At 71.8% G+C, this 22022-nt stretch carries 16 protein-coding genes; 8 read left to right on the top strand and 8 right to left on the bottom strand.

Annotation, left to right across the window (positions count from 1 at the left end; all coding sequences use genetic code 11):
* The first annotated feature begins 14 nt into the window (after positions 1-14).
* Both D0Y53_RS00375 and D0Y53_RS00370 read left to right on the top strand, forming a co-directional pair.
* Entirely contained in the window at positions 15-941 is a 927-nt protein-coding gene (locus D0Y53_RS00375) for a phosphate/phosphite/phosphonate ABC transporter substrate-binding protein (RefSeq protein ID WP_425477020.1), read from the top strand.
* Positions 938-3082, top strand: coding sequence for a putative bifunctional diguanylate cyclase/phosphodiesterase (locus tag D0Y53_RS00370; RefSeq protein WP_117201138.1), 2145 nt, complete (start codon positions 938-940; stop codon positions 3080-3082). The genes D0Y53_RS00375 and D0Y53_RS00370 overlap by 4 nt, the downstream gene beginning before the upstream one ends.
* A 46-nt stretch (positions 3083-3128) precedes the next feature.
* Here the strand turns inward: D0Y53_RS00370 and D0Y53_RS00365 are convergent, their stop codons facing one another.
* Positions 3129-3737 carry an exopolysaccharide biosynthesis protein gene (locus tag D0Y53_RS00365; protein WP_117201137.1) on the bottom strand — a complete coding sequence of 203 codons (609 nt, stop codon included), beginning with the start codon at positions 3735-3737 and terminating at the stop codon, positions 3129-3131.
* Positions 3727-5037: a hemolysin family protein gene (locus D0Y53_RS00360; RefSeq protein WP_117201136.1), complete on the bottom strand. Its 1311-nt coding sequence runs from the start codon at positions 5035-5037 to the stop codon at positions 3727-3729. The genes D0Y53_RS00365 and D0Y53_RS00360 overlap by 11 nt, the downstream gene beginning before the upstream one ends.
* A 233-nt stretch (positions 5038-5270) precedes the next feature.
* Between D0Y53_RS00360 and D0Y53_RS00355 the strand changes: the two genes are divergently transcribed.
* Positions 5271-5897, top strand: coding sequence for a DUF47 domain-containing protein (locus D0Y53_RS00355; RefSeq protein ID WP_117201135.1), 627 nt, complete (start codon positions 5271-5273; stop codon positions 5895-5897).
* 19 nt (positions 5898-5916) lie between these two features.
* Positions 5917-7035, top strand: a complete 1119-nt coding sequence (locus D0Y53_RS00350; protein ID WP_117201134.1) for an inorganic phosphate transporter — start codon at positions 5917-5919, stop codon at positions 7033-7035.
* Between the two features lie 49 nt (positions 7036-7084).
* Here D0Y53_RS00350 and D0Y53_RS00345 read toward each other — a convergent pair whose 3' ends face one another.
* On the bottom strand, positions 7085-7495 hold the full coding sequence (locus tag D0Y53_RS00345) for a hypothetical protein (protein WP_117201133.1): 411 nt from the start codon (positions 7493-7495) through the stop codon (positions 7085-7087).
* A 43-nt stretch (positions 7496-7538) separates the two neighbouring features.
* Between D0Y53_RS00345 and D0Y53_RS00340 the strand changes: the two genes are divergently transcribed.
* Both D0Y53_RS00340 and D0Y53_RS00335 read left to right on the top strand, forming a co-directional pair.
* Positions 7539-7871, top strand: coding sequence for an MGMT family protein (locus D0Y53_RS00340; protein ID WP_117201132.1), 333 nt, complete (start codon positions 7539-7541; stop codon positions 7869-7871).
* A gap of 81 nt (positions 7872-7952) precedes the next feature.
* Positions 7953-8612: a rhomboid family intramembrane serine protease gene (locus tag D0Y53_RS00335; RefSeq protein ID WP_117201131.1), complete on the top strand. Its 660-nt coding sequence runs from the start codon at positions 7953-7955 to the stop codon at positions 8610-8612.
* Positions 8613-8667: 55 nt separating this feature from the next.
* Here the strand turns inward: D0Y53_RS00335 and D0Y53_RS00330 are convergent, their stop codons facing one another.
* Together D0Y53_RS00330 and D0Y53_RS00325 are read right to left on the bottom strand one after the other, a co-directional pair.
* The gene (locus D0Y53_RS00330; protein WP_117201130.1) at positions 8668-10680 is read right to left on the bottom strand and encodes a M13 family metallopeptidase; all 2013 of its coding nucleotides are present in this window, start codon (positions 10678-10680) and stop codon (positions 8668-8670) included.
* Between the two features lie 165 nt (positions 10681-10845).
* Entirely contained in the window at positions 10846-12951 is a 2106-nt protein-coding gene (locus D0Y53_RS00325) for a M13 family metallopeptidase (protein ID WP_233511570.1), read from the bottom strand.
* Positions 12952-13202: 251 nt separating this feature from the next.
* On the opposite strand from D0Y53_RS00325, the gene D0Y53_RS00320 reads away from it, so the two are divergent.
* Positions 13203-14576, top strand: coding sequence for an MBL fold metallo-hydrolase RNA specificity domain-containing protein (locus tag D0Y53_RS00320; protein ID WP_117201128.1), 1374 nt, complete (start codon positions 13203-13205; stop codon positions 14574-14576).
* A gap of 520 nt (positions 14577-15096) precedes the next feature.
* Positions 15097-16437: a DEAD/DEAH box helicase gene (locus D0Y53_RS00315; protein WP_117201379.1), complete on the top strand. Its 1341-nt coding sequence runs from the start codon at positions 15097-15099 to the stop codon at positions 16435-16437.
* Between the two features lie 810 nt (positions 16438-17247).
* Here D0Y53_RS00315 and D0Y53_RS00310 read toward each other — a convergent pair.
* The 3 genes from D0Y53_RS00310 to D0Y53_RS00300 are packed head-to-tail and all read right to left on the bottom strand — an operon-like array spanning position 17248 to position 21838.
* Entirely contained in the window at positions 17248-18807 is a 1560-nt protein-coding gene (locus D0Y53_RS00310; RefSeq protein WP_117201127.1) for an FGGY-family carbohydrate kinase, read from the bottom strand.
* Positions 18804-20240, bottom strand: coding sequence for a glycerol-3-phosphate dehydrogenase/oxidase (locus D0Y53_RS00305; protein ID WP_117201126.1), 1437 nt, complete (start codon positions 20238-20240; stop codon positions 18804-18806). The genes D0Y53_RS00310 and D0Y53_RS00305 overlap by 4 nt, the downstream gene beginning before the upstream one ends.
* Positions 20237-21838, bottom strand: coding sequence for an FAD-binding oxidoreductase (locus tag D0Y53_RS00300; RefSeq protein ID WP_117201125.1), 1602 nt, complete (start codon positions 21836-21838; stop codon positions 20237-20239). The genes D0Y53_RS00305 and D0Y53_RS00300 overlap by 4 nt, the downstream gene beginning before the upstream one ends.
* Positions 21839-22022: the final 184 nt, after the last annotated feature.

The following is a 22022-nucleotide window of genomic DNA, read 5'->3' as shown; positions in this document are numbered from 1 at the left end:
CGGGACACCCGTACTTGCGCATCTCCCAGACCCGCCTGCTGACCTGTCTGCTCGGCCTGCTGGCGGGCGTCGTCCTCGCCGCCCCGGTGCGCGCCGGCGATCCGCACGTGCTGGTGCTGGGGCGGATCAGCGACGATCCCAAGGCCCACTACGAGCAACTCAAGCCGCTGCTGGATTACGTGGTGCCGCGAATGGCCGACGTCGGCATCACCGAAGGCCGCATCCTGATGGCCCGCGACCTGCAGCAGATGGGCAGCTACCTGCGCCGCGGCCGCGTCGACTGGGTCACCGAGACCTCCGCCAACGCGATGCGGCTGCAGGACCGCGCCGGCGCGCAGCCGCTGCTGCTGACCGAGCGCAACGGCGCGCGCGACTACCGCACCCTGATCTTCGTGCGCCGCGACAGCGGCCTGGCTTCGCTGGACGATCTGCCCGGGCACAGCGTCGCGTTCCAGAACACTTCCTCCACCAGCGCCTACGTGGTGCCGGCGATGCAGCTGCTGCAGCACCGGCTGCCGCTGCAGATCCTGCTGTCGCCGATGGACCGCCCCGACCAGCGCTCGGTCGGCTACGTGTTCGCGCGTTCGGAGCGCAACATCGCCACCTGGGTGCACAAGCGCCTGGTCGACGCCGGCACCATCAGCAACCTGGACTGGGACGATCCGCAGCGCATCCCGCCCTCCTACCGCAAGGATTTCCGCATCATCGGCCAGAGCCGCGCCTACCCGCGCGCGCTGGAGATGGTGCGCGGAGACCTCGACGACCGGATCCAGGCGCGCCTGCGCGAGGTGCTGCTGCAGGCCGGCGGCGACCCCGACGCGCGCGAAGCGCTGCTGCAGTTCTTCCGCACCACCCGGTTCCTGCCGATCGACCCGGCCACCGATGCCGCGCTGCGCGAGCTGCGCGGCGGCGTCAAGCGCGTCCGCACGGAGGTCGAATGAGATTCGACCGGCGCCTGGGCGGGCTGCACGCCAAGTTCATCGCGCTGGTCGGCGCCACCCTGGTGCTGATGCTGGCAGTAGTGCTGCTGATGCTGCAGCGGCAGAGCGCGATGCAGCGCGAGGTCGTGCACCAGAGCCGAGATTCGATGCACGCGCTGGTGTTCGAGCGCCTGCGCGTGCACGGCGAGGCGCTGAGCGCGCAGGTCGCCGACACCCTGGTCAACCCGCTGTACTACTTCGACCTCGACAGCATCGGCGTGGTCGCGCGCAACGTGCTCAAGCAGCCGGACGTGCGCTACGTGCTGGTGTACGACACCAAGGGCGACATCATCCACGACGGCTCCGGCGACATCCCCACCTACGGCCAGGCAATGCGCGACCCGCTGGCGTACGAGGCGGTGTCGGCCAACGGCGTGCATGCGCAATGGACCGACCGGGTGCTGGACGTGTCCAGCCCGATCCGGGTCGGCGACCAGCGCCTGGGCGGGGTACGGATCGGCTATTCGCTGGACGGGGTGCGCGCCGACGAGACCCGCGCCGCCAACGCCCTGGGCGACCGCCTGGGCGCGATCGGGACGCAGCACCTGTGGTGGATCGGCCTGCTGCTGGCGGCGCTGGTGGGGCTGGGAGCGATCGCCAGCTGGGTGCTGCAGCGCGCGCTGGTGCGTCCGATCCGGCAGCTCGCCGGCGTCGCCCAGGAGATCGAGACCGGCAACTACGCCACCACGGTGCCGGAGAGCCGCCGCAACGACGAGGTCGGCGAGCTGATGCGCGCCTTCGGCCGTATGGGCGACAGCATCGCGCGCCACGACCGCGACATCCGCCGCATGGCCTATACCGACGCGCTCACCGGCCTGGCCAACCGGCTGGCGTTCCGCGAGAGCCTGGACCAGCGGCTGATGCAGCTGCGCGGCGCCGGCCGCCAGCTGGCGCTGCTGTTCGCCGATATCGACGACTTCAAGCGCGTCAACGACACCCTCGGCCACGACGCCGGCGACGAGGTGCTGCTGCAGTTCGCCAACCGCATCCGCAGCGCGGTGGAGCGCTACGGCGAGGCCGAGGACACGCTGCTGGCGCGCTTCGGCGGCGACGAGTTCGTGATCCTGCTGCAGGGCGGCGAGGCGTCCGGCCGCGACGTGCGCGCGCAGGCCACCGAACTGGCGGAAACCCTGGTCGCGGAGCTGGGGCGGCCGATCGTGGTGCAGGGCCGCCAGGTGTTCCTCGGCACCTCGATCGGGATCACCCTGTTCCCGGAGGACGCGGCCGGGGCGACGGCGCTGATGAAGAACGGCGACATCGCCATGTACCAGGCCAAGGTCGCCGGCAAGAGCTGCTACCGCTTCTACAGCCGGGCGATGGACCAGGCGGTGGAGCGGCGCGTGCGCATGGAGCAGGACCTGCGCGGCGCCTGGGAGCGCGGCGAGCTGAGCCTGGTCTACCAGCCGATCTACCGCCTCGGCGACGGCCAGCTGGTCGGCGCCGAGGCGCTGCTGCGCTGGCAGCACCCGGAGCAGGGCAGCATCGCGCCGTCGGTGTTCATCGACGTCGCCGAGCAGAGCGGGCTGATCGAGACCATCGGCCCGCAGGTGTTGCGCGCGGCCTGCGACGACGCCATGCGCTGGCACACGCAGTTCCCGCGCGGCAAGGACCTGTTCGTCTCGGTCAACGTCTCGCCACGGCAGCTGCGCAGCGGCGAGTTGCCCGAGCAGGTGGTCGCCACGCTGCGCGACACCGGGCTGCCGCCGCCGCAACTGCACATCGAGCTGACCGAAACCGCGGTCATCGGCGACGAGGTCCACGCCAGCGCGCTGCTGGCGCGGCTGCGCAGCAACGGGGTCAAGGTGTGGCTGGACGACTTCGGCACCGGCTTTTCCGGCCTGAGCCACCTGCGGCGGGTGCCGGTGGACGGGGTCAAGATCGACCGCAGCTTCGTTTCCGACGTGCTGCGCGATCCCGACGACCTCGCGCTCACCACCGCGATCATCGCGATGGCGCATTCGCTCGGCATCACCGTGATCGCCGAGGGCGTGGAAAAGGAAGGCCAGTACGCGATCCTGCGCGAGCGCGGTTGCGACCTGGCGCAGGGCTACTGGCTCGGGCATCCGGTCGGCGCGCAGGAATTCAGCGGGCTGCTGGCCTGAGCGGCCGGCCGGTGCGGCGCCGCACCGGCGACGGGCCGCGCCCGGGTCAGAACAGCGCGCCCAGCGCCTGCGCCGCCAGTCCGGCGACCTTCTCCGACAGCACCCCGAAGCTCGCGATCGCGATCGCACCCGCGCCCCAGGCCACCAGCAGCAGCCCCCCGTCGCGCTCCAGCAACGCCAGCGCGAACAGCAGCAACAGGCCGCCGAACAGGTAGTTGGTGAGCGGGATCGGCAGCGACAGCAACAGGCCCAGCAGCACCAGCAGCAGGCCGGTGAGCATCATCGCCGGCCGCTGCCGGAACAGCTGCGGCAGCCGCGGCCGCACCAGCTTTTCCAGCCGCAGCAGCCACGGCGAGACCTTGCGGCCGAAGCGCGCCAGCGCATGCCGGTGCGGGCCGCGCTCGGCGATCGCCCGCGGCAGCCACGGCCGCCGCGTCCCCAGCAGCAGCTGCACGCCGATCAGCATCACCAGCGGGCCGCTGATCGCGCCGCCGATCGGGATCGGGATGAAGGCCGGCAGGATGGCGACCAGCAACAGCATGCCGAAAGCGCGTCGGCCCAGGCCCGCGAGCAGCTCGCGCAGGCGCAGCACCTCGTCCGGATCGCCCGCGGCGAAGCCGTCGAGCAGCGCCCGCAGGCCGCGTTCACCCGCCATCGTCGGCGTCTTCGGCGGCGACCCGCTGCAGCAGCAGCTTGTCGATGCGCGGACCGTCGAGGTCGACCACCTCGATCCGCCAGCCGTTCCAGTCGAAACGCTCGCCGGCGTGCGGGATGCGGCCGAAGTGCGCGATCGTCATGCCGGCGGCGGTGTGGTAGTCGTACTCGGCCTCGCCGGGCAGTTCGCCGCCGCCGAGCAGCTCGTGCAGGTCGTCCACCGGCAGCGAGCCGTCGACCAGCAGCGAGCCGTCCTCGCGCGTCACTACCAGCGCCTCGGCGTGGATGGTCTCGCCCGACTGCATCCGGCCCAGCACCGCGCCCATCAGGTCGTTGACCGTGACCATGCCGGTGACTTCGCCGTACTCGTCCACCACCAGCGCCAGCGACTGCTGCTCCTCGCGGAAGATCTCCAGCAGCTTCAGCGCGTGCGTGGATTCGGACACGAACACCGCCGGTCGCAGCTTGCCGAACAGCTCGGGCGCGCGCTGGTCGAGGCGGTCGAGCAGGGTCTTCACCTCGAGCACGCCGAGCACGTCGTTGTCGCTGCCGCGGTAGACCGGGTAGCGCGAATACGGCGTCTCGCGCATCGCCGCGAGGTTTTCCTCGAAGCTGGCGGCGGCATCGAGCCAGACGATGCGGGTGCGCGGCGTCATCATGCTGTCGGCGGTGCGGTCGCCCAGGCGCAGCACCCGGTTCATCATGTTGCGTTCGTCGGAGTCGATCACGCCCTGCTCGTGGCTTTCGCTGACCAGTAGGCGGATCTCCTCCTCGGTGATCGCGGTCCGCGCGTCGTCGCCGATCCCGAGCATGCGCAGCACCAGGCGGTTGATCGCGCCGAGCGCGAACACCACCGGCTTGGCGGCGCGCGCCAGCCAGTCCAGCGGGAAGGCGACCACGCTGGCGATCTCCTCGGCGTTGGTCAACGCCAGGCGCTTGGGGATCAGCTCGCCGAAGATAACCTGCGCGGCGGTGATCAGGCCGACCGCGGTGCCGATGCCCAGCGGCGCGGCGTACTGGCTCGCCGACGGCCACCAGCCGTCGATCCAGCCGGCGATGCTGGCGCCGATCGCCTCGCCGCCGAACACGCCGGTCAGCACGCCGATCAGGGTGATTCCGATCTGCACCGTGGACAGCAGGTCGTCGGGGTGCTCGGCCAGGGCCAGCGCCTTGCGCGCGCCGCGACTGTGCTCGGCCATCTGCCGCAGGCGCGACTTGCGCGAGGTCATCACCGCCATCTCCGACAGCGCGAAGAAGGCGTTGAGCACGATCAGGGCGAGGACGATCAGCAGCTGCAGCACGCGCGCGGATCCAGGCGGAGGGCGGGGCGGGCCAGTGTCGGCGCCGCGGGGTCGGCGGCGCGTGCAGGCGGGGGCGGGGAGACGTCGTCCATAGGTCGCGCCGGGGCGCAGCCGGAATCATAACAGCCGCGCCGCGGGAGCCGGCCGGGGCGGAATTCGCGACGGCCGCTGCACGGATTGCCGCGAAACCGTCATAATTTGCCGATTCCACGATCCTTCCACGGGGCCCTGCGATGTTCTCCCTGCAGACGATCTTCGGCCAGGGCAAGCAGTTCTACGCCTTGCTCGACCAGGCGGCCGACGCCGCCCACGACAGCACCAAGGCCCTGCACGCGATGTTGCGCGAGCCCGCGCGGATCCATTCCCTGGACGCGTTCAAGCTCGCCCGCCAGCGCGAGCGCGAGGCTTCCGACAAGATCAGCCAGGCGCTGGTGGACAGCTTCATCACCCCGATCGAGCGCGAGGACATCGAGGCGCTGGGGTCGGCGCTGTACCGGATCCCCAAGCAGGTCGAGCGTTTCGCCGACCGCTACGCGCTGGCGCAGCATCGTCTGGAAGGCATCGATTTCGCCCCGCGCGCGGCGATGCTGGAGCAGGCCGCCGGGGTGGTGGTGGAGATGGTGAAGGAGCTGCCGCACCTGCGGCTGGAGCGGATGAAGGCGCTCAACGACCGCCTGCGCGTGCTCGAGGCCGAGGCCGACCGGTTGATCCTGGAGCTGTACCGCGACATCTACTCCGGGCGCCTGGAAGCCAGCGAGATGTTCCTGCTCAAGGAGTTCTTCGAGATCCTGGAAAAGGCGATCGACCGCTGCCGCGAGGCCGGCGTCGTCGCCTACGAAATCGCGCTGAAGAACAGCTGAGCCCGAGGCAGGTACCCCGATGCTGACCCTGGTCCTGGTGGTGGTGCTGGCCGCGCTCGTGTTCGAGTTCGTCAACGGCTTCCACGACACCGCCAATTCCATCGCCACCGTGGTCGCGACCAAGGTGCTCTCGCCCGGGCAGGCGGTGATCCTGGCCGCGACCATGAACCTGATCGGCGCGTTCATGGGCACCGCGGTCGCCAAGACCATCGCCTCGGGGCTGATCGACACCAATGTGGTCGCGGTCACCGCGCAGGTGCTGCTGTGCGCGCTGGGCGGCGGCATCAGCTGGAACCTGATCACCTGGTGGCTGGGGCTGCCGTCCTCGTCCTCGCACGCGCTGATCGGCGGCCTGTGCGGCGCCGCGCTGGCGGCCGCGCACAACGACTGGGACGCGCTGATCTGGTCGCAGAGCGTCGGCGACTGGACCCAGAACAAGGGCCTGCTGTGGAAGGTGTTCGTGCCGATGATCAGCTCGCCGATCGCCGGTTTCGTGCTCGGCATCGCGATCATGGTCGCGCTGTGGGCGATCATCGCGGCGATGGCCGGCGCCGGCGGCGTGGCGGCGCGGCTGGCGCGGCCGCGCTGGGTCAACGCCTTCTTCGGCAAGGCGCAGCTGGTGTCGGCCGCCTACATGGGCTTCGCCCACGGCACCAACGACGCGCAGAAGACCATGGGCATCATCGCGCTGGCGATCTTCGCCGCGCAGGCCTCCGGCGCACTGGACCAGCTGCCGGGCTGGCTGGGTTTCATGCACCCGGACGGCGGCGAGACCGACATCGACAGCTGGATCATCGCCACCTGCGCGCTGGTGATGGCGGCCGGCACCGCCGCCGGCGGCTGGCGCATCATCAAGACCATGGGCCACAAGATGGTGAAGCTGCACCCGATCCACGGCTTCGCCGCGGAAAGCGCCTCGGCCACGATCCTGACCCTGGCCGCGCACTTCGGCATGCCGGTGTCCACCACCCACAGCATCTCCACCGCGATCATGGGCGTGGGCTTCGCCAAGAATCCGCGCGCGCTCAAGTTCACCGTGATCGAGCGCATCATCTGGGCCTGGATCCTGACGATCCCGGCGGCCGGCGGCATCGCCTACCTGCTGCTCAAGCTGTTCGATCTGTTGCGCTGGCTGTAGGTCCGCGCCGCGCGCGGATGCCGCGCCGCGGCTGCTGCTACAGCTACAGCTACAGCAGGTCGCCGCCGGCCGACAGCGCCCGCTCCAGGCGGTCGCCCATGCCGCCGATCTCCAGCACCAGCCGGTCCAGTTCGGCCGGGGTCAGGCCTTCGTAGGGGCGGTTCTCGCACAGCTGCATCCACGGCACCCCGTCGAGCTCGCCGATCGCCAGGTAACCGACCCGACTCTGCCAGTTGAACGCAAGCGCGCGCTTGCAGTCGATGCCGGTGATCGGCGCGATCACGCTGTTCACGCGCAGGTAGCGGCGGCCGTCGTCGTCCTCGATCTCCGACAGGAAGATCGCCTGGTGGCGGCGGCCGCCGTCCAGCGACAGCTCCACGCACAGCACGTAGGGATCCTGCACGGTGACGTGGAAATCGCTGCCGTCCAGATGGTCGCGGATCTGCTCGAAGTTCTGCATGGCGGCATGGCTGCTTCGGGGGTGGGGGGCTATGCTAATCGATATGCCAGAGCCGTCCGCCGCCGACCGGATCCTCGCCGCGGTGCGGGCGATCCCGCGCGGGCAGGTGGCCGGCTACGGCGAAATCGCCCGCCGCGCCGGGCTGCCGGGGCGGGCGCGGCTGGCGGCGCGGGTGCTCAGCGGCAATGCCGATCCGGCCCTGCCCTGGCACCGGGTGCTGCGCGCGGACGGCCGGATCGCCTTCCCCGAGGGCTCGGCCGGATTCCGCGAGCAGAGCCGGCGCCTGCGCAGCGAGGGCGTGGAGGTCCGCAACGGCCGCGTGCGCCGGGCGCGGGCGGCCTTCGACCTGGATGCGGAGGTCTGGGGCGTGCGCTGACGGCGACGCGCGGCACCGGCGGCGCCGGTATCATGGCCGGCCCCGCCACGCGCCACTCCGGCCCGGCCCCGCAGGATCGCGATGTTCTCCAATCTCCCCCCGGTCACCAAGGCGCTGCTGATCGCCAACGGCGTGGTGTTCGTGCTGCAGCAGCTGCTGGGCGACGGCACCTTCGCCGCGTTCATGCTGTGGCCGCTGGGCGATGGCGGCGCGCCGTTCGCGTCGACGCCTGCGTTCCTGCCGTGGCAGCTGCTGAGCTACGGCTTCCTGCACGGCAGCCTGGCGCACGTGGGCTTCAACATGCTGGCGCTGCTGATGTTCGGCGCGCCGCTGGAATACACCTGGGGCAACCGCCGCTTCCTGACCTATTACCTGGTGTGCGTGGCCGGCGCCGGTCTGTGCCAGCTGGCGGTCGGCTCCTGGGCGGTGGCCCAGGGCGCGGGCGCCTATCCCACAATCGGCGCGTCCGGCGGCGTGTTCGGCCTGCTGCTGGCCTATGGCCTGCTGTTCCCGAACCAGCGGGTGATGCTGCTGATCCCGCCGATCCCGATGAAGGCGCGCACCCTGGTGATCGTGTACGGCGCAATCGAGCTGCTGCTCGGCGCGACCGGCCTGCAGCCGGGCGTGGCGCACTTCGCGCACTTGGGCGGGATGCTGTTCGGCTGGCTGCTGATCCGCTACTGGCGCGGGCAACCGCCGTTCGGCAAGGGCGGCCCGCGGCGGCCGCGGATCGTGCGCTGACGCAACGCGAAACGGCGCGGAATCCGCGCCGTTTCTCGGTGTCGGGCAAACGGACTCAGCGCCAGATCCTGACCTGCTGCGCGCTCTCGCGCTGCATCGGCGTGCCGGCCTTGCAGGCGAAGGCGGCGCCGAACGCGGGCAGGTCGGCGAGCGGGCCGTTGCTGCGCCACTGCCCCGGCGCATGCACCTCGGTGGCGGCCAGGCGGGTGGCGACGTCGGCGGACATGCGTTGCGGCCACAGCTGCGCCCAGCCCAGGAAGAAGGCCTGGCGGCCGGCGTCGGCGAGCGCCGGCTGGGCATTGGCGAGCGCGTCCCAGGCCAGTTCGAGCCCGCCCAGGTCGGCAGCGTTTTCCTGCCGGGTCTGGCCGCCGCCGACCGAGGTGCCCTTGAGCTGCGGGTACGGATAGGCGCCGTACTGCGTGGCCAGCGCCGCCAGGCGCGCGTCCCAGGTGGCCAGGTCGGCCGGCGTCCACCAGTCGCGGACCGTGCCGGCGGCGTCGACGTGACGCCCGCTGCCGTCGAAGCCGTGGGTCAGCTCGTGCCCGACCAGCGCACCGAACGCGCCGTAGTGCGCGGCCGCGTCCCGCGTCATGTCCAGCACCGGCGGCTGCAGCATCGCCGCGGTCACGAGCAGGCGGTTCTGGCCGAGGTCGTAGGCCAGCGCCGGCTGCTGCGGCAGCACGTTCCAGCGGCGGTCGGCGTTGCCGCGGCCGATGCGCTTCATCTCCTCGCGGTGGCGCCAGGTGGAAGCGATCAGCATGTTGCCGCCGAAGCTGCCGCGATTCATCGGCTGCACCGTGTAGTCGAGCTCGCGTGCCGGCGCTCCGACCTCGATCTTCAGCCGGGCCAGCTTGGCCGCGGCCTCGGCCTTGGCCGCCGGGCTCATCCAGTCGTTGCGCTCGATGCCGCGGCCGAGCGCGTCGCGCACCTGGGCGGCGATTTCGGCGGCGCGGGTGCGGGTCGCGTCGGGCAGGTAGCGGCCGACGTATTCGCGGCCCAGCATCGGCCCGGCGACGAGGTTGATCGCGTCCAGCACCTGCTGCTGCCGCGGCGCCGGCGCGGCCTGCCCGCGCAACACCGTGCCGCGGAAAGCGAAGTCGGCCTCGCGCCAGGCGCGGGACAGGTACGGCGCCATCGCCGCGCCGACCTGGTAGCGCAGGTAGGCCTTCCACTGCTCGGGCTTGAGTCCGGCGACCAGCGCGTCCAGCTGCGCGAACAGTTGCGGATCGGCCAGCGACACGCGGTCGTCGCTCACCCCTTGCGCCTGGAGGAACCGGTCCAGCTGCAGGTGGCGGTACTGCTTGCCGAGGCCGGCGACGGGCACCGGCGCGTAGCGGTCGCGCGGATCGCGCGATGCGCTCTGTGGCGCGGACGCCTGCGCGATCCGCGTCTCCAGGTCGAGCACCGCCCGGGTGTCGGCCTGCAGCCGCTCGGGCTGGCTGCCGGTGAGGGCGAGGATGCGGGAGACGTAGTCAGTGTAGCGGCCGAGCAGGGCGCGGGTGTCGGCGTCGCTGCGGGTGTAGTAGGCCGGGTCCGGCAGGCCGAGGCCGCCCTGGCCGAAGTAGCCGATGTGGCGCTCCGGATCGGCCAGGTCGACGTCGGCGCCGAAGTCGAACAGCGCCGGGATGCCGGCCTGGTGCAGCGCCGCGACCGCAGCCGGGACGTCCTTGCCGCGGCGGATCGCGGCGATGCGCGCGAGCAGCGGCGCGATCGGCGCGGCGCCGTCGCGCTCCACCGCCGCCTCGTCCAGGCCGCTGGCCCAGAAATCGCCGAGTAGCTGGGGCACGCCGGCCTGCGCGTTGCGCATGTAGTCGTCGAGCAGCGCGATCTGCTGCTGCCGCGCGCGCTCGCCCAACTCGCCCAGCGCCGACTGCAGGCCGCTGCCGGCGACGGCGTCGTGGGCGCCCAGCCAGTCGGCGTTGGCGTGCGCGTAGAAATCGCTGCAGGCCAGGCTGACGGCGGGCCTGGCGGATTTCCGCTTCTTCGCGGCATCGGCCGGCGGCAACGCGGTCAACGAGGCGGCCAGGACCAGGCCGAGGGCGAACGCGAGCGGGCGCGGATTGGACATCTGCGGAGTCGTCCGGTGGGGTCGGCCGAGTGTAACAAGCGGCCGCGCGCGGACACTGAACCTGCGGCCCGGAACGCGCGCAAAAAACCAGGCCCGGACATGCCGGGCCTGGGGGACACGCAGACGCGCCGTCGCGCGTTGCGCGATCGGGCGTGCGACGGCCGGCTACCAGATCACCACGCGCTTGTCGTCGGGACGCACCATCGCGTCCCCCGCCTTGCACTGGAACGCGGCCGCGAACGCCGGCATGTTCGAGGGCGCGCCGATCGCGCGGAAGTCGGCCGGCGCGTGCGGGTCGGTGTTGAGCCGCACCTTCAGCTCTTCCGGCTTGAAGTTGCGGCGCCACACCGTGGCCCAGTTGATGAAGAAGCGCTGGTCCTGGGTGTAGCCGTCGGTCTTTTCCTGCGGCGACATGCCGGCGTCGGCCAGCGCCTTTTGCAGCGCGTCGTAGGCCACGGTCAGGCCGCCGAGGTCGGCGATGTTCTCGCCCAGGGTCAGCTGTCCCTTGACGTGGATGCCGTCGATCGAGACGTAGTCGTCGAACTGCTGCACCAGCTTCTTCGTGCGCGCCTCGAAGCCCTTGCGGTCGGCGTCCTGCCACCAGTTGGCGAAGTTGCCGCTGGCGTCGAACTGGCTGCCCTGGTCGTCGTAGCCGTGCAGCATCTCGTGGCCGATCACCGCGCCGATGCCGCCGTAGTTGAGCGCCGGGTCGGCCTTGGGATCGAAGAACGGCGGCTGCAGGATCGCCGCCGGGAACACGATCTCGTTCTGCAGCGGGTTGTAGTAGGCGTTGACCGTCTGCGGGGTCATGCCCCATTCGGTGCGGTCGACCGGCTTGCCGATCTTGCCCATGCGCCAGTCGTGGTTGAACTTGGCCGCGGCCAGCACGTTGTCCACGTAGCCCGTGCGCGAGGTCGCCAGGCCGTCCCAGCTGCGCCACTTGTCGGGATAGCCGATCTTGGGCATGAAGCTGTCCCACTTGGCGACCGCCTTGGCCTTGGTGTCCTCGCTCATCCAGTCCAGCTGCTGCAGCCGCAGCTTGAGCGCGACGCGCAGGTTGTCGACCAGCTTTTCCATCGCCGCCTTGGACTCGGCCGGGAAGTACTGCTGCACGTAGATCTGGCCCAGCGCCTCGCCGACGCTGCCCTCGACGCTGTCGAGCACGCGCTTCCAGCGCGGCTTCTGCTCCTGCTGCCCGCGCAGGGTCTTGCCGAAGAAGTCGAAGCGCTCGTCGGCGAAGGTGTCGGCCAGGTACGGCGCCATGCCGTCGATGGCGTGGATCCGCAGGTACGCCTGCCACTGCGCCACCGGCACCTCGGCCAGCATCCTGTCGAACTCGGCGAAGAACTGCGGCTGCGACAGCGAGAAGCCCTCGACCTGCAGCCCGTTGGCCTGCATGAACTGCGACCACGGGAAGTTGGGCGAGGCCTTGTCGGCGTCGGCGAGGGTGACGAAGTGGTACTGGTTCTCCGGGTTGCGCAGGTCGATCGGCGACAGCGAGGCCTTGGCCAGGCGGGTCTCGAACGCGAGCACGTCGGCGGCCTGGCGCGCGGCGTCGGCCTCGGCGACGCCGGCGTTGCGCAGCTGCCTGGCGACGTGGGCGACGTAAGCCTCGCGGATCGTCTTGTAGTTGCCGTCCTGGCCGTCCTCCAGGTAGTAGGCGCGCTCGGGCAGGGACAGGCCGTCCTGGAAGGCGTAGCCGATCACCTGCGAGGAATCCTTGAAGTCGGCCTCGGCGCCGAAGGAGAACACCTCGCCGCGGCCGGCGGCGAATTCCTCGCGCAGGTACCGGGCGACATCGGCTGGCGTCTTCAGCGCGTCGATGCGCTCGAGGATCGGCTGGATCGGCTTCAGGCCGGCGGCGTTGACCGCGGCCGCGTCCATGCCGGTGGCGTAGAAGTCGCCGACCAGCTTGGCCACGCCGGCGGCCTGGGCGTCGGCGGCCGCGGTTTCGGCGATGTGCCGGCTGGCGGCCTCGGAGCGCTCGTCGAGCATCTCGAAGCTGCCCCAGGTGGTGCGGTCGGCCGGCACCGGGTGCGCGGCCAGCCACTTGCCGTTGACGAAGCCCGACAGGTCGTCGCAGGCGTTCTTGCTGGTGTCCAGGTCGGCGAGGGCGAAGGCGGCGGTCGGCGGCAGCTGCGGCGCGACCGCCGGCTTGGCGGCGTCGGCGGCCGGCGCGGCGGCGTCGGGCTTCTGGCAGCCGGCGAGGGCGGCGGCGACCGCCAGCGACAGGATCAGCGCTTGCGGCTTGAAGGCGGGGGCGTGGCTCACGGGCGACTCCTGCGGACGGGTTCCCTGCACCGCAACATCGGCGCAGCAGCCCCGCATCGGGGCATCCGCCGACTCTAGCCGAGCCGTCTGCCGGCAGGGGGTGTCGAAGGTCACGACGATGCACGGCGCGCTGCGGCCAGACGGCCTCGGCGCCCTGCCGGCGACGGCCGCCGTCGGCATCGCCGCGCCGCCGGTCGGCAGCGCCGGGCCGCATGCTAAGTTGCCGGCGACCGAGACGGCGAGGGCGGCAGATGCGCGTGCATTTCCACGGGGCGGCCGGGATGGTGACCGGCTCGATGCATCTGGTCGAGGCGGCCGGCCATCGCGTGCTGCTGGACTGCGGCATGATCCAGGGCAGCCGCGAGCTGGAGGCGCTCAACGCCGCCGAGTTCCCGTTCGACCCGGCCGCGCTCGACGCGCTGGTGCTCAGCCACGCCCACATCGACCACATCGGCCGCGTGCCGCTGCTGGTCAAGCGCGGCTACCGCGGCCCGATCTACACCCAGGCCGCGACCGCCGACCTGATGCCGATCATGCTGCTGGATTCGGCGGCGCTGGCCGCGGGCGACGCCGAGCGCGCCAACCGCGAGCGGCGCAACGGCGAGCCGCCGGTGGAACCGCTGTACACCAGCCACGACGTGCAGGTCGCGCTGCGGCAATTGCAGCCGCTGCCTTACGACGCCCGCAGCGAAATCCTGCCCGGGGTGGAGCTGGCGCTGCGCGACGCCGGCCACATCCTCGGCTCGGCGATCGTGGAACTGTGGGCCGACGGCCGCAAGCTGGTGTTCTCCGGCGACCTCGGTCCGCGCGCCGCGCCGATCCTGCGCGACCCCACGCCCATCGCCGAGGCCGACCTGGTGCTGCTGGAATCCACCTACGGCGACCGCAACCACCGCGAGCGCGCCAGCACCGTCGCCGAGCTCGGGCAGATCTTCGAGGACGCCTGGCACGACCGCGGCAACGTCTGCATCCCGGCGTTCGCGGTCGGCCGCACCCAGGAGCTGCTGTACTGGTTCGCCGCGCACTGGGAGCAGTGGCAGCTGGCGCGCTGGCGGATCTTCCTGGACAGTCCGATGGCCAGCAAGGTGGTCGCCGCCTACGACCGCCACCACGACCTGTTCGACGAGCGCGCGCGGCGCGTCTGGAACGGCCGCCCGAGCCCGTTCCGCCTGCCCAACCTGCGCGCCACGCCCACCCGCGAGGAGTCGGTGGCGCTCAACCGCATCGGCGCGGGCGCGATCATCATCGCCGGCTCGGGCATGGCCAACGGCGGCCGCATCCTGCACCACTTCAAGCAGAACCTGGGCCGGCGCGAGGCGCACGTGGTGTTCGTCGGCTACCAGGCCGAAGGCACGCTCGGCCGGCGCATCGTCGACGGCGCCCGCTGGGTGCGCATCCACGGCCACGACTACCACGTCCACGCCCGCGTGCACACCGTCGGCGGGCTGTCCGCGCACGCCGACCAGCGCGGCCTGATCGAGTGGTACGAGCACTTCGACCCGCCGCCGCCGCTGGCGCTGGTGCACGGCGAGGACAAGGCGCGCGAGGCGCTGGCCGGCGAGATCGGCGAGCGCCACGGCATCGTCGCCACGCTGCCGCATCCGGGCATGCGGCTGACGGTGTAGCGCCTGCGCGCCGCCCGCGGCACCGGGCGGGCCGCGCGTTTTTACGGCGCGAGGCCGGGCCGCCCGGTCAGGAACACCGTGATGTCGCCCTTGTGGCGGCCATGCGCGGCCGCCCGCGCTGGCGCGGTCGGCCCGATTCGCGTACAGTGCGCCGGTTCGCGCACGGCTGATCCGTTTTCCTGGTAAGCCCGCCGCCCGGTCGAGTCCCTGATCGAGTCCACACGTATCTCGTGTGGATTTCGATGGATCCGGTCCCCCGCGGCCCTCTCTCCCCGCACGCCTTTCGTCGCGCAGACACGGCCCCGGAATTCCGGCGCCGTCAAACCATCGCTCGCAGCGCGGTTCAAGGAACGCTCCGGGTAACGCTCGCATCGACCCTGCCGTCGCCAGCGGATCGCAAGACCGCGGCCGGCGCAGGCGCGTGCGGGCGCAAGCAACGGAGTTTTCCATGACATTCGATTCCACCCCGGCCGCCCAGGCCGCGATCGCTGCGGCCGAAACCGACGCCGCCGACGACAACATCGGCTTCGCCCGGCTGGGGCTGTCGCCCGCGCTGCTGCGCGCGCTGGCCGAATACCACTACACCACCCCGACGCCGATCCAGGCGCAGGCGATCCCGCTGGCGCTGGCCGGCCACGACCTGCTCGGCGGCGCCCAGACCGGCACCGGCAAGACCGCCGCCTTCGGCCTGCCGCTGCTGCAGCGCCTGGCGAAGACGACCCCGGCCAACGGCCCGCGCAAGCCGCGCGCACTGGTGCTGACCCCGACCCGCGAGCTGGCGGTGCAGGTCGCCGACAGCCTCAAGACCTACGGCCGCCATCTGCGCCTCAACGTCACCACCGTCTACGGCGGCGCCGGCATGGGCCCGCAGGTCGACAACCTGCGTCGCGGCGTCGACATCCTGGTCGCCACTCCCGGCCGTCTGATCGACCACCTGGAGCGTGGCAGCGCCAAGCTCGACGCGGTCGAGATCCTGGTGCTGGACGAGGCCGACCGCATGCTCGACATGGGCTTCCTGCCGCCGATCAAGCGCATCCTCGGGCGCGTGCCGAAGCAGCGGCAGACGCTGCTGTTCTCGGCGACCTTCGAGGACCGGGTCAAGGCGCTGGCGCTGGAGTTCATGCGCAACCCGCAGCAGGTGCAGGTGACCGCGCGCAATACCATCGCCGAGACCATCGTGCACCGCGCGCATCCGGTCGACGCCTCGCGCAAGCGCGAGCTGCTGATCGACATCCTGAGCCGGCGCCACACCGACCAGGTGCTGGTGTTCGGCAAGACCAAGCACGGCTGCAACCGCCTCGCCGAGCAGCTGGAAGCCGCCGGCCTGAAGGCCGTCGCCATCCACGGCAACAAGAGCCAGGCGCAGCGGCAGAAGGCGCTGAACCTGTTCAAGGCCGGCAAGGCCCGCGTGCTGGTGGCCACCGACGTCGCCGCGCGCGGCCTGGACATCCCCGACCTGCCGCTGGTGATCAACCACGACCTGCCGATGGTGGCCGAGGACTACATCCACCGCATCGGTCGCACCGGCCGCGCCGGCGCGCAGGGCGAGGCGTTGTCGCTGGTGTCGCCGGAAGAGGGCGGGCTGCTGCGCCAGATCCAGCAGCTGCTCAAGGTCGAACTGGTGATGGACGTGGTGCCCGGTTACGCGCCGAGCAAGCCGATCCGGCTGGACACCCCGATCCCGAAGAACGGCGGCGGCCAGCGCCAGGGCGGCCAGCGCGCGCCGGGCCGCGCCCCGGGCAACAAGCCCGCGCATCGCGCGCACGCCAAGCCGGCCGCGCGCGGCCCCCACGCCGGCCCGAAGAAGCAGCGCTCCGGCGGACAGGCCGCGTGGGCAGGCAGGCGCGACACGCGCGCCTGAGCGCACGCCGCGTCAGCGACAAAAAGGGCCGGCATGCCGGCCCTTTTTTGTGGCGCTTCTCTCGGCCGTAGGGATCGGCTTCGGCAGGAGTCGCCGCCCGGCGGGCTGGGGTGCTGCGCCTCCTGACGACGCCCCGTCATTGAAGGCGCGGGTCATCTTTGGCCTGATCTCGAGTCAGGCCAGGCTTCGGGAGATCGGCTTCGGCGGGAGTCGCCGCCCGGCGGGCTGGGGGTGCTGCGCCCTCCTGACGACCTCCTGTCTTTAAGTCGGGTCGTGGACCATCCATGGTCCACTCTCCGCACCCCCAGCCCGCCGGCCGGCGACTTCGCGAGCTTGGAGTTCCTCGCTTCGTGGGCTTTTCTACAAGCGCCGACTCACTTGCCAGAAGCCGGTGGCCCGGCCTGTGCGGGACCGTCGGCGGCATGGATGCCGCCGAGGAGCCTACATGGATGTATTCACGGCGTGTCCCGCACAGGCCGGGCCACCGGCTTCCCTCGCAGAGGTTTCCGCACTCGGAATGGATTCACGGCGTGTCCCGCACAGGCCGGGCCGCCGGCTTCCACCGCAGAAGCTTCCGCGCTAGGGGATGGATTCACGGTGCGTCGCGCACAGGCCGGACCACTGGCTTCCCCCACAAAGGTTTCCGCACTCGGAATGGATTCACGGCGTGTCCCGCACAGGCCGGGCAGCCGGCTTCCTCCGCAGAGGTTCCCCGCTGCTGAGTATCAGGAACCCCGGCAGGTGCGAGCGGTCGTGAGGCGTCGCGTTTGCCGGTGCGCGAGCGCTGCGCGCACGACGCGCTGGCACGCCTCAAGCGGGATAGCCGGTGATCGCGCGGATGCGGCGGTACAGCGGCCGCAGGCGCGGATACAGCGGCTGGTAAACCTCGCGGTACAGCGCGTCGTAGGTCTTGTGGGCGCCCGGGTCCGGCGCGAAGCGCGCGCCGACGCGGCACATCGCCCGCGCCGCGGCGGCATGATCCGCGTGCACACCCAATCCCACCGCGCAGTTCATCGCCGCGCCCAGCGCCGAAGTCTCGTGGATGTCGGGGCGCTCGGCCGGCAGGCCGAAGACGTCGGCGGCGATCTGCATCGCCGCGTCGCTCTGCGCGCCGCCGCCGGACACGCGCAGCAGGCGCACGCGCCGGCCGATGCGTTTTTCGATCTGCTCCCGGCCCGCGCGCAAGCCGTACATCAGCCCTTCGATCATCGCCCGGTACAGGTGCGCGCGCGTATGCACGTCGCCGAAGCCGATGATCGCGCCCTTGCCCTCGGGGCCGGGGCTGCGCACGCCCGGCGTCCAGTACGGCTGCAGGGTGAGCCCCATCGCGCCAGGCGGCACCGAACGGATCAGGTCGTCGAACAGCGATTCGGTGGCCACCCCGCGCTCGCGCGCCAGCGCCTCCTCGCGCTGGGCGAACTCGCGCTTGAACCAGGACACCATCCAGAAGCCGCGGAAGATCTGCACCTCGGTGTTGTAGTGGCCCGGCACCGCGGCCGGATACGCCGGCAGCAGGCGCTCCACCTCGACGTACCGGGGCTGCGAGGTATTGATGGTCGCGGTGGTGCCGAACGAGAGCTGCGCGAGGTCCGGCTCCAGCACGCCGCAGCCGAGCACCTCGCAGGCCTTGTCGGCCGCGGCGGCGGCGATCGCCACGCCCGCCGGCAGGCCCAGCGCGTCGGCCGCCGCGCGCTGCAACGTGCCCAGGCGCGCACTCGGCGCCACCAGCCGCGGCAACTGCGAGGGCCGCAGCGCGATCGCCTTCCACTTGAAATCCGCAGCGCCCGCCCATGCGTGGCGCTTGTAGTCGAACGGCACGTAGCCGACCTGCGCCGCGCTGGAATCCACGTACTCGCCGCACAGCCGATGCAGCAGCCAGCCCGACAGGAACAGGAACTTGTCGGTCTGCCGCCACAACGCGGGTTCGTATTGCGCCAGCCAGTTGGCTTCCGCCTGCGCCTGCAGGTGCTCGATCAGGTCGGACGCGCGCGCGAGTCCGAACGCGGCGTTCCACAGCGGCCCCAGCGGCGGCGGCTGCGTGCAGCGGCGCTGGTCGAGCCAGAGGATCGCCGGGCGCAGCACCTGGCCGCCGCCGTCGACGCAGACCATCGTCGCGCGTTGGGTGGTGAGCGCAATGCCGTCGATCTCGTCGGGCTTGACGGCGGTGCCGCGCCACAATTCGGCGCAGCATTGCGCGAGGGCGTCCCAGTACACCTCCGGGTCCTGCTCGGCCCAACCGGGCTGCGACGAGACGTAGGCCGGGTCGAACGCGCACTGCGCCTTGGCCAGCATGTGGCCGTGGGCGTCGAACACGATCGCGCGCGCGCTTTGGGTGCCGACGTCCAGGGCGAGCAGGCGGGCGGATTTCATGCGGGCACCGGTGCGTGCTGGCGTTGCCAGCCGTCGAGATAGTCGCGTTGCTCCTGCGCCCAGCGCGCCTCGTCCCAGCCGAGTTCCTGCTGGCACAGCGTGCCGATGCGCGGCAGCAGGTCCGCGCCGCCGCGCTCCAGCACCAGGCCCAGGCGCGTGCGTCGCAGCATCAGGTCGGCCAGGTGCACCACTTGTTCGTGGCGCAGCGCGTGGCGCATGCCGTCCCAGGTGAAGGGCGTGCCGGCGATGCGGTCGTCGCCGCCGCCGGGCGCGGGCGTCGCGAACAGGGGGCCTGCCTCCACCGGCGCCAGCTGCGGCACCTGCTTCGCCGCTTCCCGCAGCACCTGGCGCGCGGTGACGCGGAAGGTCGTCAGCTTGCCGCCGGTGACGCCGACGCTGCGCGGCCCGCTCCAGATCGCCGATTCGCGTGATTCCGCCGACGGCGACGCCTTGCCGTGGGCGACCACCGGCCGCACCCCGGCGTAGGTGGCGATCGCGTCGCCGGCGCGCAGCCCGAGGCCCGGGAACTCCCAGGCGAGCCCTTCGAGCAGGTATGCGGCTTCCTCCGGGGTCATCCGCGGCGCGTCGAGGGCGCCGGCGTGGTCGAGGTCGGTGGTGCCGTAGACCACCACGCCCAGCCACGGCAGTGCGAACAGCGGCCGTGCATCGCGCGGATGCAGCCACGACACCGCGCGGCGCAGCGGCCAGCGCTGCGCCGCGAACACGAAGTGGCTGCCGCGCAACGGCCGCAGTGCCGGTGCGCCCGGGGTGGCGTCCGGCCAGGCGCCGGTGGCGTTGACGACCATCGCCGCCTCGACCTCGCGCACGCTGCCGTCGATGCGGTCGCGCATGCGCACGCGGCCGGGCGCGACCGCCTGCGCCTGCACGTAGTTCAGCGCGCACGCGCCCTGCGCCAGCGCATCGAAGATCAGCCGCAGCACCAGGCGCGCATCGTCGGTGCTGGCATCCTCGAACGCCAGGCCGCCGCGCAGCGCCTCGCGCGCCACGCCGGGCGCGCGCGCCAGCACCTCGTCCGCGGCGACGAAGCGCGAGCGGCGGCTGCCCGCCATCAGGTCGTACAGCGCCAGCCCGATCCGCATCGGCCAGCGGCCGGGCTTGCGGCCGCGATGTAGCGGCATCAGGAACGGCAACGGCACCACCAGCTCGGGCGCGTCGCGCAGCAGGTGCCCGCGCTCGCGCACGGATTCCAGCGTCAGTCGCCACTGGCCGCTGCGCAGGTAGCGCAGGCCGCCGTGCACCAGCTTGGAGGAGCGCGAGGACGTGCCCGAGGCGTAGTCGTCCTGCTCCACCAGCAGCGCCCTGGCGCCGGCGCGCACGGCTTCGTGCAGCACACCCGCGCCGGTGATGCCGCCGCCGATCACGACCAGGTCGTAGCGGTCCGCAAGCTCGGGCAGGGTCGGGCGCGTGCTCATGCGTCGGCGAACAGCTTGCCGGGGTTCATCATCGCCTGCGGATCGAACTCGCGCGCCATCGCCCGGATCAGGTCCATGCCGAGCGCGCCTTTTTCCGCCGGCAGCCACGGCGCATGGTCGACGCCGACGCCGTGCTGGTGGCTGATGGTGCCGCCGTGGGCGAGGATCGCGTCCGAGGCGGCGCGCTTGAAGCGGCGCCAGCGCGCCAGCTCGGCGTCGGGATCGCCGCTGGCGCGGAACACGAAGGTGGAATAGACCGAGCAGCCCTGCCGGTACACGTGCGAGAGATGCGTGAACGCGTGCACGCGCTCGCCGTCGGCGGCGAACACCGCGCGCACGGCCTGCTCGACCGCGCGCATCACTGCGGTCGCCTGCGGCCACATCACGCAGGTCTCCAGGGTGTCGACCGCGTAGCCCGCCTCCCACAGCGAATTGCGCAGGTACGGCCCGCGGAAGCGGCTCCCGGCCCAGCCCGCGCCCAGCGCCGGGCCGACATGCACGCCGCGATGCTCGCGCGTGGCCGCGAGCAGCATGCGCTTTTGCAGCGCGCACTCGCGCGCGCTGCCGGTGATCCCCGCCAGCAGCAGGCAGCCGTCCGCGCCGATGCCGCGCAGGCCGAGGTAGCGCCGCAGCCACTTGAGCGCGGTCTCGTGGCCCTGCACCAGCGCGAGCTGGGTCTGGGTCTCGACCTCGTTGGCCAGGCGCAGCATCGACAGCGGCGCATCCTGCTGCACCAGCGCCCGCACCGCGTCCACGCCCGCCTGCCACGACGGGAAAAACACGCCGTGGAAGCTCTCGTGCGCGGGCAGGGGGCGCACGCGCGCGGTGACTTCGGTCAGCAGGCCCAGACGGCCTTCCGAACCCAGCAGCGCCTCGCGCAGGTCGGGGCCGGCGCTGGACGCGGGTACGCCGCCGACGCGCCATTCGCCCCTCGGCGTCGCCACGCGGCCGGCATGGAACAACTGCTCGATGCGGCCGTAGCGATACGACTGCTGGCCGGAGGAACGCGTGACCACCCAGCCGCCGAGCGTCGCGTACTCGTAGGACTGCGGGAAGTGCCCGAGCAGGCAGCCGTGCGGCGCCAGTTGCGCCTCGATGCGCGGGCCGGGAGTGCCGGCGCCGAAGGTCGCGGTCAGCGTGGTGGCGTCGAACGCCAGCAGCCGGTCCATGCGTTCCAGCGAAATATCGACCACCGGCCGCTCGCCGCGCGGCACGCCCAGATGGCCGACCACGCTGGTGCCGCCGCCGTAGGGCACCACGATCGCGCCGATCCGGCGCGCCTCCGCCAGCGCGGTCGCGGCTTCATCGTGCGTGCGCGGGCGCGCCACGGCATCGGCCACCGGACCCATGCGCCCGGACTTCATCGCCACCCAGTCGGGGAAACTCTGGCCGCGCGAGCGGTCCAGCCGCAACGCCGGGTCGTCCTCGAACAGCGCGCCGGCGCGGATGCGCGACGGGCCGACCGCCCGCAGGGCCTGCTCGCGCGTGGCGTCGCGCGGCGCCGTCCCCGCACCTATACGCTGGCGCAGGAACGCGCGGGCGGCGTCGGTCAGCGAATACGCGACGGCATCGTCCCCCCAACCATTCCAGCGGCGCATCACCGTACCCGGACGTATGTCTGCCTTGATCTTAGCCGAGTGCCGGGATGCCGCGGTAGGAGGCGTCTAGCAGGCAGCCCCTGAGGCCAATCGATGCGCCATCTGTAATGGAAAGCTCATACACGAGAAGTGCCTGGGCTCCAGATTCATCGGAAACATCCAGAAAGGGCCTAACGCCAGAATT

The organism is Cognatiluteimonas weifangensis (assembly GCF_003416885.1).
Lineage (GTDB): Bacteria > Pseudomonadota > Gammaproteobacteria > Xanthomonadales > Xanthomonadaceae > Cognatiluteimonas > Cognatiluteimonas weifangensis.
Note: the sequence above shows the minus strand (reverse complement) of the source record. Positions and strands in the feature narration are given on the sequence as shown.